Annotated in this window: 1 protein-coding gene; it reads left to right on the forward strand. The window is 73.1% G+C overall.

Annotation, left to right across the window (positions count from 1 at the left end):
* Positions 1 to 44: 44 nt before the first annotated feature.
* Positions 45 to 12,923 carry a type I polyketide synthase gene (locus EKG83_RS15960; protein ID WP_033431231.1) on the forward strand — a complete coding sequence of 4,293 codons (12,879 nt, stop codon included), beginning with the start codon at positions 45 to 47 and terminating at the stop codon, positions 12,921 to 12,923.
* The last annotated feature ends 8 nt before the right edge of the window (positions 12,924 to 12,931 follow it).

Below are 12,931 nucleotides of genomic sequence, written 5' to 3' on the forward strand. Positions count from 1 at the left end.
GACCCGGGGGACGTGACGTGCGAACGCGGAAGGGGACGACCCAGGTGGATGCCCGCGCCCACAACGGCGAAGTCGCGGTGATTGGCATGTCGTGCCGCTTCCCCGGCGCCGACGGGCCTCGGCAGCTGTGGCGGCTCCTGGCCGCGGGACGCCATGCGATCACCGACGGCCGGCCCGGACGTGGTGCCTCGGACAGGGCGGTCGCGCCCCCGTGGGGTGGGTACCTCGACGCCGTCGACGAGTTCGACGCCGAGTTCTTCGGCATGTCCACCCGGGAAGCGGCGGCCGCCGATCCGCAGCAGCGACTGGTGCTGGAGCTGGGGTGGGAGGCGCTGGAGGATGCGGGCATCGTGCCGGGCGGCATCCGCGGCGGCCGACTCGGCGTCTTCGTGGGTGCCTTCGCCGACGACTACGCCCACCTCGTGCACCGGAACGGTTCCGCCGCGGCGTCGCAGCACACCTACCCCGGCATCGAAAGCGCGGTCATCGCCAACCGGCTCTCCCACTTCCTCGACGTCCACGGGCCCAGCGTGACCGTCGACAGCGGTCAATCGTCATCGCTGGTCGCCGTCCACCTGGCCTGCCAGAGCCTGCTCACCGGTGAGTCGGACCTCGTCGTCGCGGGCGGTGTGCAGCTCAACCTGCTGACCGAGTCCCTGGACATCGCAGACCGCTGGGGCCCCCTGTCACCCGACGGCCGCTGCTACACCTTCGACGCCCGCGCGAATGGTTACGTGCCGGGCGAAGGCGGCGGTCTGGTGGTGCTCAAGAGGCTCGACAGCGCCCTCGCCGACGGCGACACCGTGCACTGCGTGATCCTCGGGAGCGCGGTGAACCACGGCGGCAGCGGTCGCGCCCTGACCCAGCCCAACGAGGCCGCGCAGCGGGACGTCCTGCACCGCGCTCACGAGCGCGCCGGGATCACCGCCACGCAGCTCCAGTACGTGGAGCTGCACGGAACGGGGACGCCCGCCGGCGACCCCGTGGAGGCGTCCGCCCTCGGCGCCGCCGTGGGCTCCGCCCGCCCGCGCACGCGACCGCTGCCCGTCGGGTCGGTCAAGACGAACGTGGGGCACCCGGGGGCGGCCGCGGGGATCGCCGGCCTCATCAAAGTGGCGATGGCGATCCGCCACCGCGAACTCCCCGCCAGTCTGAACTTCGAGCGGGCGAACCCGGAGATCGCCCTGGACCGGCTCAACCTCCGGGTTCAGCAGAACCTCGGCCCGTGGGAAGCACCCGACCTCCCGCTGATCGCCGGCGTCAGTTCCTTCGGAATGGGCGGCACGAACTGCCACCTGGTCGTCGGTGAAGCCCCATCCGACCCGACCGCCTCGGGCGGGGAACCCGAGACCGGTGAGGCGGACTCCGGGCAGTCACCCGCGGTGTTGCCGTTCGTGTTGTCGGGTCGTGGGTCGGGTGCGTTGGGTGGTCAGGCTGCTCGGTTGCGGTCGCACGTGGTGGAGCGGCCGGACGTGGCGTTGGTGGATCTCGCGTATTCGTTGGTGACCGGTCGTGCCGCTCTGGAGCATCGGGCGGTGGTGGTTGCTTCGGGCCGGGAACAGTTGCTGGACCGTTTGGCGGTTCTTGCCGAGGGCGGGACCGGAGCGGGCTGTGTGTCCGGTGTGGAGGGTCCCGGTCGAGTGGCGGTGGTGTTCACCGGTCAGGGTTCGCAGCGGGTGGGGATGGGGCGGGAGTTGTACGGGCGGTTCCCGGTGTTCGCTGCGGCTTTTGATGAGGTGTGCGGGTTTTTGGACCCGTTGGTGCGGGCGGCTGTTTTTGGTGATGACGGTCGTTTGGATTGGACGGAGTTCGCGCAGCCGGGGTTGTTCGCGGTTGAGGTGGCGTTGTTCCGGTTGTTCGAATCGTGGGGTGTGGTTCCGGATTTCGTGACGGGTCATTCGGTGGGGGAGATCGCGGCGGCGCACGTGTCGGGCGTGCTGTCCCTGGAGGACGCCTGTCGGTTGGTGACCGCGCGGGGTCGGTTGATGCAGGGGCTTCCGCCGGGTGGGGTGATGGTGGCGGTCGCGGCCGGTGAGGACGTGGTGGCGCCGTTGGTGGCCGACCTGGGCGCTGAGGTGTCGATCGCGGCGGTGAACAGCCCGACCTCGGTAGTGGTGTCGGGGTCCGAGTCCGCGGTCGAGAAGGTAGTTCGACGACTGACTGAGCTGGGTTGTCGGACGAAGCGGCTGGTGGTGAGCCATGCGTTTCACTCGCCGTTGATGGAGCCGATGTTGGACGACTTCCGGGCGGTGGTCGCAGGCTTGACGTTCAGGTCTCCCCGTATCGCGACGGTGAACGAGGCGGTGGCCGATCCGGAGTACTGGGTGCGGCACGTGCGTGACACGGTTCGGTTCGCTGACACGGTTGCCGGGCTGCACGATCGCGGTGTGACCCGGTTTGTGGAGTTGGGTCCGGACGCGGTGCTGACCGGGTTGGTGCGGGAGTGCTTGGAAGGCCACGAGATCACGGCGGTGTCCAGCCTGCGGCGTGATCGTGACGAGGTCGAGTCGGTGCTGACCGGGCTGGGCGCGTTGTTCGCCGCCGGAGTGGCGGTCGACTGGTCGGCCCTGTTCACCGGGACCGAGGCCCGCCGCACCGAACTTCCCACCTACGCCTTCCAGCGCCGGCGCTACTGGCTCGACATGCCGATGGACGACGAGAAGACGTCGGTGGCGACCTCGGGTCTGGTGAGCGAGCTGCGCGGGCTCGACGACACCGAGCGCACGCATCGGTTGACGGAGCTGGCTCGCGCGCACATCACGGCCACGCTCGGCAGCGGCGTGCCCGGTGAGGTCGCACTGGGTCAGACGTTCCGGGACCTGGGCTTCGACTCTGTGATGTCCGCCGAACTGCGGGACAGGCTCTCGCACGCCCTGGGGGTTCCACTGCCCAGTTCGGTGATCTTCGACTACCCCACTCCCGCCGTTCTCGTCGAGCACCTGCGATCAGTCGTGCTGGGCAGGGACGTTGACGTGAGTGCTCAGGTCGCGTCGACTGCTGGTGCCGATGATCCCGTGGTGGTCGTGGGGATGGCGTGTCGTTATCCGGGTGGGGTGGGTTCTCCGGAGGACTTGTGGGAGTTGGTGGTCGGGGGTGGGGAGGGGATCACTGGTTTTCCGGAGTCGCGTGGTTGGGATGTGGGGGGTTTGTACCACCCGGATCCGGATCATGCGGGGACGACGTATGCGCGTGGTGGTGGGTTTTTGCACGACGCGGGTGGGTTTGATGCGGGGTTCTTCGGGATTTCGCCGCGTGAGGCGACGGCGATGGATCCGCAGCAGCGGTTGTTGTTGGAGGTTGCGTGGGAGGCGTTCGAGCGGGCGGGTATCGACGCGCACTCCCTGCGCGGCACCCGGACCGGCGTGCTGGTGGGAGCAACACCGCACGGGTACGGTGCGGCGCCGACCGACGCCGGCGGATACCTCCTGACCGGCACCACGCCCGGGGTCCTGTCCGGGCGGATCGCGTACCAGTTCGGGTTCGAGGGACCCGCGATCACGGTGGACACGGCCTGTTCGTCGTCGTTGGTGGCGCTGCACCTGGCCGCGCAGGCACTGCGGTCGGGCGAGTGCTCGCTCGCGCTGGCCGGCGGCGTCGCGGTCATGGGCACCCCCATGATCCTCACGGAGTTCGCGCGGCAGCGCGGGTTGTCCCCGGACGGCCGGTGCCGGTCGTTCGGCGCGGGCGCGGACGGCACGGGGTGGTCCGAGGGCGTGGGCCTGGTGGTGCTGGAACGGTTGTCCGACGCGCGGCGCAACGGGCACGACGTGCTCGCGGTGCTCGCGGGTTCGGCCGTCAACCAGGACGGCGCCTCGAACGGGCTGACGGCACCCAACGGCCCCTCGCAGCAGCGGGTGATCCGCCAGGCGCTGGCCGACGCGGGGTTGACGGCCGCCGACGTCGACGTGGTGGAAGGGCACGGCACGGGCACGCGACTCGGGGACCCGATCGAGGCGCAGGCACTGCTGGCGACCTACGGGCGAGAGCACACCGACGGCACACCCCTGTGGCTCGGATCGGTGAAGTCGAACATCGGACACGCGCAGGCGGCGGCGGGCGTTGCCGGGGTCATCAAGATGGTGATGGCCATGCGGCACCGGTTGCTGCCGAGGACCCTGTTCGCCGAGGAACCCTCGACCGAGGTGGACTGGTCCTCCGGCGGGGTGGCGTTGCTGAGCCGAGCGCGGGAGTGGCCGGACGCGGACCGGCCTCGGCGAGCGGGGGTGTCCTCGTTCGGGATCAGCGGGACCAACGCCCACGTCATCCTGCAGCAAGCACCGATGGTGACCGGGACCGCACCGACGCCGACAACCGCGCTCGCATCGCCGGCGCTGCCGTTCGTGTTGTCGGCTCGTGGGGCGGGTGCGTTGGGTGGTCAGGCTGCCCGGTTGCGGTCGCATGTGGTGGAGCGGCCGGACTTGTCCATGGTGGATCTCGCGTATTCGTTGGTGACCGGTCGTGCCGCTCTGGAGCATCGGGCGGTGGTGGTTGCTGCGGGGCGAGAGCAGTTGCTGGACCGCTTGGCGGTTCTTGCCGAGGGCGAGGCCGCGGACGGGTGTGTGGCCGGCCCGGGGCGGGTGGCGGTGGTGTTCACCGGTCAGGGTTCGCAGCGGGCGGGTATGGGTCGGGAGTTGTACGGGCGGTTCCCGGTGTTCGCGGCGGCTTTCGACCAGGTGTGCGAGCTGTTGGACCCGTTGGTGCGGGCGGCTGTGTTCGGTGATGACGGTCGTTTGGATTCGACGGAGTTCGCGCAGCCGGGGTTGTTCGCGGTTGAGGTGGCGTTGTTCCGGTTGTTCGAATCGTGGGGTGTGGTCCCGGATTTCGTGACGGGTCATTCGGTGGGGGAGATCGCGGCGGCGCACGTGTCGGGCGTGCTGTCCCTGGAGGACGCCTGTCGGTTGGTCACGGCGCGGGGTCGGTTGATGCAGGGGCTTCCGCCCGGTGGGGTGATGGTGGCAGTCGCCGCGGGTGAGGACGTGGTGGCGCCGTTGGTGGCCGACCTGGGCGCTGAGGTGTCGATCGCGGCGGTGAACAGCCCGACGTCGGTGGTCCTGTCGGGGGCTGAGTCCGCCGTGGAGCGGGTGGTGGGGCGGCTGTCCGAGTTGGGTTGTCGGACGAAGCGGCTGGTGGTGAGCCATGCGTTTCACTCGCCGTTGATGGAGCCGATGTTGGACGACTTCCGGGCGGTGGTGGCCGGGTTGAAGTTCCGGGCTCCGCGCATCGGGACGGTGAACGAGGCGGTGGCGGACCCGGAGTACTGGGTGCGGCACGTGCGTGACACGGTTCGGTTCGCCGACACGGTTGCCCGGCTGCATGAGCATGGTGTGACCCGGTTTGTGGAGCTGGGTCCGGATGCGGTGCTGACCGGGTTGGTGCGGGAGTGCTTGGACGGCAACGAGATCACGGCGGTGCCGAGCCTGCGGCGTGATCGTGACGAGGTCGAGTCGGTGCTGACCGGGCTGGGCGCGTTGTTCGCCGCCGGAGTGGCGGTCGACTGGCCGGCCCTGTTCACCGAGACCGAGGCCCGCCGCACCGAACTTCCCACCTACGCCTTCCAGCACCGGCACTACTGGCTGGATACCTCCTCCCTCCCGGAGACCGACCTCACCGCCGTCGGCCTGGAGCCGGTCGATCACCCCTTCCTGCGCGCTGAGATGCCGGTGGGCGATGCCGGCGCGCTCGTGCTGACGGGCAGGCTGTCCGTGGACCGGCAACCGTGGTTGGCGGACCACGTGGTGTCGGGCACCCCGATCCTGCCCGGAACCGGATTCCTGGCCCTGGCCTCGCACGCCGCGCGGCGAACCGGCGCCGACCTGGTGGAGGAACTCGTCGTGCACGCCCCCCTGGTGGTGCCGGAGCACGGTGACACCCAACTCCAGCTGGTGGTCGACGCACCGGACGACACCGGTCGCCGTGCGCTGCGCGTGCTGTCCCGGCGGGGAGGCGCCGCCGGGAACGGCACCTGGACCCGGCACGCCGACGGCAGCCTTGCCCCACCTGCGGGATCGGCGTCCGCGACCGGCTGGAACGGCGAGGCCGACCCCGACGCCCGGCCCCTCGACACCACCACCGCGTACGCGGAGCTGACCCGCCGGGGGTACGACTACGGACCGGCGTTCCGAGGACTGCGCACCATCCGCCGCGGTGACGACGTGGTCTTCGCCGACATCGCGCTGGATGAGGCGGCGGGACACGGCGACCCGGTGTTCGACCTGCACCCGGCCCTCCTGGACGCCGCCGTCCAGGCCGCGCTGGTCGGCCTGTTCGAGACCGCGGGCGAGACGTTGGTGCCGTTCGCGTGGAGCGGTGTCACCGTGCACACCGCGGCCCCGTCGGCCCTGCGGGCCCGCATCCGGAGAACCGGTGCCGACTCGGTGGCCGTGGTGCTCACCGACCGCGACGGCAACCCGGTCGCGTCGGTCGACTCGCTGGTGCTGCGGCCCGCTCCCGACGCGTCGCCGACCCCGTCGGCGGACCGGGGCGAGGCGGCGCTGTTCCGGTTGTCGTGGCTGCCGAAGGAGGTCGGCGCCCACCCCGGCACCGACAACTGGGTGGTGGTGGGGGAGGACCCGCACGACCTCGGTGCGCGGGTGGCCGGCGGAAGCCCACCGCTCGACCGGTACGCCGACCTCGCCGCGCTGCGGGGCGCGGTGGCGGCGGGGGCGCCGACGCCGGCCGCGGTGGTCACCGCGGTCCCCCCGACCGGCGTCGCGGACTTCGGCGGCGTGCACCGCGTGCTGCGACTGGTGCAGGACTGGCTGGCCGACGAGGCGGTGGCCGGCGTCCTGCTGGTCGTCGTCACCACCGGTGTCGTCGACACGGGGGACAACGGGGGCGTCGACCTCGACAACGCGCCGGTCTGGGGTCTGCTGCGCGCCGCGCAGTCCGAGCACCCCGACCGCATCGTGCTCGTCGACGTGGCGCCGGGCGGTGCGGGGACCCAACGGCTCGCCGCCGCGGTGGCCACGGGGGAGCCGCAGCTCGCCCTGTCCGCCGAGGGCGTTCGCGTCCCGCGCCTGACCCGCCTGCCCGCGGACCCCGGCTCGCACCACGCCGGGAAACCGCTGCCGGAGCGCGGGACCGTGCTGCTGACCGGGGCGTTCGGCCGGCTCGGCCGGTTGCTCGCGCGGCACCTGGCCACCGAGCACGGGGTGACCAGCGTGCTGCTGGTGAGCAGGAGCGGCCCCGTCACGCCCGAGGCGCGGGCCCTGGTGGCCGAGCTGACCGGGCTCGGCCTGGAGGTGCGGGCCGAAGCCTGCGATGTCGCCGACCGCGCCGCGCTCGCCGCGCTGCTCCGCGGGCTGCCCGCCGACCGCCCCCTCACGGCCGTGGTCCACGCGGCCGGGGTGCTCGACGACGGCGTGTTCACCGGGCTGACCCCGCAACGCCTGGACGCGGTCATGGGCCCCAAGGCGGTGGCTGCCAGGAACCTCCACGAGCTCACCGTCGACATGCCGCTGTCGGCGTTCGTGCTGTACTCCTCCATCTCCGGGCTGATCGGCGCGGCGGGCCAGGCCAACTACGCGGCCGCCAACACCTACCTCGACGCGCTCGCCCACCACCGCGCCCGGCGGGGGCTCCCGGCGACGTCGCTGGCGTGGGGGATGTGGGACCAGCGGGGCGGTATGGCGGCGGCGCTCGGCGCCGGCGACCTCAACCGGATGGCCCGCGCCGGCGTGGCGACGTTGTCCGAGGCCGACGGGCTCTCGCTCTTCGACGCCGCTGTCCGGCGCAGCGAGCCGCTGCTCGTGCCACTGCGGTTGGACACCGCTTCCGCCGCGGACGGCGGGGACGTGCACCCGCTGCTCCGCGAACTGGTCGCGCCGCGGCGAGCCCGCCCGGCGGTCGTGCCGGGCCGCTCGGACGGGCCGTTCCCCACCGGCGAGGACGTGACGTCCCGGCCCGCGCGACTGCTGGAGCTGGTGCGCGCGGAGGCGGGGCGGGTGCTCGGTTACGACGGGCGCGACCCGATCGGTGTCGACCGCACCTTCAAGGAGTCCGGGCTCGACTCGCTCACCGCCGTCGAGCTGCGCAACCGGCTCAACGCGATCACCGGGTTGCGCCTGGCGACCACGGCCGTGTTCGACCACCCGACCCCGCGGGCCCTCGCCGACCACGTGCTCGGCGAGCTCGCCCCGAGCGGTGAGACGCCGGGAACGACCGGTTCGCCGGTCGCCGATCCCGCTGATCCCGTGGTGATCGTGGGGATGGCGTGTCGTTATCCGGGTGGGGTGGGTTCTCCGGAGGACTTGTGGGAGCTGGTGGTCGGGGGTGGGGAGGGGATTACCGGTTTTCCGGAGTCGCGTGGTTGGGATGTGGGGGGTTTGTACCACCCGGATCCGGATCATGCGGGGACGACGTATGCGCGTGGTGGTGGGTTCCTGCACGACGCGGGTGGGTTTGATGCGGGGTTCTTCGGGATTTCGCCGCGTGAGGCGACGGCGATGGATCCGCAGCAGCGGTTGTTGTTGGAGGTTGCCTGGGAGGCGTTCGAGCGGGCGGGTATCGACGCGCACTCCCTGCGCGGCACCCGGACCGGGGTGTTCGCCGGTGTCATGTACCACGACTACGCGCCGCCGCTGGACCTGGTGCCGGACCAGCTCAGCGGAGCGGTGCTGACCGGTAGCGCGGGCAGCGTGCTCTCCGGGCGGGTGGCGTACCAGTTCGGCCTGGAGGGGCCCGCCGTCTCGGTCGACACCGCGTGCTCGTCGTCGCTGGTGGCGCTCCACCTGGCCGCGCAGGCACTGCGGTCGGGCGAGTGCTCGCTCGCCCTGGCCGGCGGGGTCACGGTGATGTCCACCCCGATGACGTTCGTCGACCTGGGCCACCAGCGAGCCCTGTCCCCGGACGGCCGGTGCCGCGCGTTCGGCGCCGGCGCGGACGGCACCGGCTGGGCCGAGGGCGTCGGCCTCGTGGTGCTCGAACGGCTGTCGGACGCGCGCCGGCAGGGCCACGAGGTGCTCGCGGTGCTCAAGGGCTCCTCGGTGAACTCCGACGGCGCGTCGAACGGCCTGACCGCGCCGAACGGGCTCGCCCAGCAGCGGGTGATCCGCCAGGCGCTGGCCAACGCCGCGCTGACGGCGGCCGACGTGGACGCGGTGGAGGGGCACGGCACCGGCACCCGGCTGGGGGACCCGATCGAGGCGCAGGCACTGCTGGCCACCTACGGGCGGGCGCACACGGCCGAATCGCCGCTGTGGCTGGGGTCGTTGAAGTCGAACATCGGCCACACCCAGGCCGCCGCCGGGGTCGGTGGCGTCATCAAGATGGTGATGGCGATGCGGCACGGCACCCTGCCCAGGACGTTGCACGCCGAGCAGCCCTCGCCGCTGATCGACTGGTCGCAGGGCGCCGTCGCCCTGCTCGACCGGAACCGGGACTGGCCGGGCACCGGTCGACCCCGCCGGGCCGGTGTCTCCTCCTTCGGCATCAGCGGCACGAACGCGCACGTCATCCTCGAACAGGCGCCGGAGCGGCCGGCGACCCGGCAGTCGGACGCCGTGGCGCGGCTCGGGGTCTCCGCCTTCCCGGTGTCGGGCCGGGGATCGGCGGCGTTGGCGGGCCAGGCGGCCCGGCTGCGGGCCGCGCTGGCCGACCTCCCGGACACCGACGTGGCCGGGTTCGGCGCGGCACTGGCCAACGGCGGGTCCCCGCACTCCCACCGGGCGGTGGTCGTCGCCGAGAACCGCGACGAGCTGCTGGCCGGCCTCGACGCCATCGCGGCCGGCCGGGCGGACGGCTCGGCCCTCGTGGTGGCGGGAACCGGTGAAGCCGACCACGACGGCCCGGTGTTCGTGTTCCCCGGGCAGGGTGGTCAGTGGCTCGGGATGGGCGTCGAGCTGTGGGAGAGCAGCCCGACGTTCGCGGAGCTGGTGCGGACCTGCGACGAGGCGTTGGCGCCCCACGTCGACTGGGACGGCTTCTCGCTGAGGGACGTGCTCGCCGGGGCGCCGGGTGCGCCGAGCCTCGACCGGGACGACGTCGTGCAGCCGGCGGTGTTCGCGGTCGGGGTCGCGCTGTCCCGGCTGTGGGAGTCCCTGGGCGTTCGGCCCTCGGCCGTCGTCGGGCATTCCCAGGGCGAGTTCGCCGCCGCCGTGGCGGCGGGGGCGTTGTCGCTGGCCGAGGGCGCGCGCGTGGTGGCCCTGCGGTCCCGGGTGCTGCGGCGCCTGGCCGGCCACGGCGGCATGGGCTGGGTGAACCGGTCGGCCGACGAGGTGCGCGAACGCCTGGCCGGTCACCCCCGGCTCGGCATCGCCGCGGTGAACGGACCGCTGTCCACGGTCGTCTCCGGGGACACCGCCGAACTGGACCGACTCCTCGCGGCCTGGGCGGCAGAGGGGGCGCGGGTCCGGCGCGTGCCGATCAACTACGCGTCGCATTCAGCGGTGGCGGAGGGCATCCGGGCCGAGCTGGCCGACACGCTGGGTGTGGTCGAGTGCTCCGACGCCGCCGTCCCGTTCTACTCGACGGTGACCGGCTCGGTGCTGCCCGGTCGGGAGCTGGACGCCGACTACTGGTACCGGAACCTGCGCGAGGTGGTGCGTTTCCAGGACGTCGTCGACCAACTGCTCGACAGCGGGCACCGGTCGTTCCACGAAGTGGGCCCGCACCCGGTACTCGTCAACTCGATCCAGGAGCTGGCCGAGGCCAAGGGGACGTCGGTCACGACGGTCGGCTCGCTGCGTCGGGGCCACGGTGGCGCGCGGGAATTCCTGCGCAACGCGGCCGAGGCGTTCACGGGTGGCGTCGACGTGCGGTGGTCCGCCCTGTTCCCCTCGGGGCAGCGGCCCGTGCGGCTGCCCACCTACGCCTTCCAGCACACCCACTACTGGATCGAGGCGCCGCCCCGCCGCCCGACCGGGGGCACCGACGTCGACACCCGGTTCTGGACCATGGTCGACGAGGGCGACCTCGACGGGCTGACCACGGCGCTGGCCCTCTCCGACGACGCCGGCCGTTCCTCGCTGGGCACCGTGCTCCCGGCCCTGTCCTCGTGGCGGGAGCGCAGCCGGCAGCAGGAGGCGCCGGCCAGCTGGCAGTACCGCGTCACCTGGCGCCGCACCGGGGGCGCGGACCGACCGCTCACCGGCCGGTGGGTGGTCGTGGTGCCGGCCGACATCGCCGAGCCGACGTGGCTGGAGCAGGCGATCGCGGCGCTGACGGCCCGCGGGGCGCGGGTCAGCCGGGTCGCGGTACCCCGGGAGGCGGGCGTCGAGGCGCTCTGCCACCGGCTGACCGCGGCGTTGGACGGCGAACGGGCCGGGACCGTGGTGTCGTTGCTGGCCCTGGACTCGGCGGGCGACACCGACGCCGCATCCGTGCCGGTCGGCCTGCGCGGCACGCTCGCGCTGGTGCGGGCGGTGAGCACGCTGGGCCTGTCGACCCCGATCTGGTGCGTGACCCAGGACGCGGTCGCCGCCCGGCCGGGAGACCCCGTCACCCAGCCGCGGCAGGCCGCGCTGTGGGGCTTCGCCCGGCACGCGGGGCTGGAGCAACCCGTGCCGTGGGGTGGCGTCGTCGACCTGCCGCGCGAGGTCGACCACGCGGACCTCGCGGCGCTGGCCGGGGCGCTCGGGGGTGACGAGGGCGAGCTGGCGGTGCGGGGCGGCGCGGTGCTCTGCCGCCGACTGACCCGGGTCACCGCACCCGCGCACCGGACGCCCCGGCCGCCGGGGCGCAGCGCCCTGGTCACCGGCGGCACCGGCGCGCTCGGGGCGGAGGTGGCGCGCTGGCTCGTGGCGCGCGGCACGCGGCACCTGGTGCTGGCCGGCCGTCGCGGCCCGGACGCGCCCGGCGCCGCCGAGCTGGCCGCCGAGCTGGCCGGGCAGGGCGCCTCGGTGTCGGTGGTCGCCTGCGACGTGGCCGACCGGGCGCAGCTCGCCGAGCTGCTGGCCACCTGGCCGGCGGAGCACCCGCTGACCACGGTCGTGCACACCGCCGGTGTGCTCGACGACGGCATCATCGACCGGCTCACCCCGGAGCGCTTCGAGCGGGTGTTCCGCCCGAAGGTGGCCGCCGCCTGGCACCTGCACGAGCTGACGAAGGACCACGACCTCACCGACTTCGTCCTGTTCTCGTCGTTCGTCGGCACGGTCGGCCCGGCCGGCCAGGCCAACTACGCGGCCGCGAACACCTCGCTGGACGCGCTGGCCGCGCACCGCAGGGCCCTCGGCCTGACCGGGACCTCCATCGCCTGGGGGCTCTGGCGGGGCCCGGGGCTCGCCGACCGCGACGGGGTGGAGCAGCGGCTGGCGGCCCGCGGCCTGCGCGCGATGGACCCCCGCGACGCCGTCCGGGCCATGGACCAGGTGATCGACCGCGACGAGACGGCCGTGGTCGTGGTGGACGTCGAGTGGTCCTCGTTCGCCACCGAACTCGTCGGCACCCGGTCGGTGTCGCTGCTCGCGGAGCTGCTCCCGACCGGGGATGCCGAGCCCGGTCGGTCGGGAGCAGCGGTCGACACCGACGTGCGCGCGCGGCTCGCCGGCCTGCCCGCCACCGAGCGGGTGTACTCGCTGACCGAACTCGTCCGGACCGCGGTGGCGGCCGTGCTCGGGTACCCCGACGTCGGCTCGGTCGAGTCGGGGCGCGGTTTCCAGGAGATCGGGTTCGACTCGCTCACCGCGCTGCGGCTGCGGAACCGGCTCGGCGCGGCGACCGGCCTGCAGCTGCCCGCCACGCTGGTCTTCGACCACCCGACGCCCGCCTCGGTCGCCGAGCTGGTGCACGCCGAGCTGTTCGGCGAGGACGCCGGCACCCACGCGGGCGGGACCGGTGGGGGCGTCGACGACGCCTTCGGGCCCGAGCCGGTCGACAGCACCGCGCCCACCAGCGCGATCGACTCGATGGACATGGCCGATCTCATTCGCGCCGCATACGGCCGAACCGGTGCGAGCGACCAGTCGGAGGGACCGACCTCATGACCACCCCG

Source organism: Saccharothrix syringae (genome assembly GCF_009498035.1).
Lineage (GTDB): Bacteria > Actinomycetota > Actinomycetes > Mycobacteriales > Pseudonocardiaceae > Actinosynnema > Actinosynnema syringae.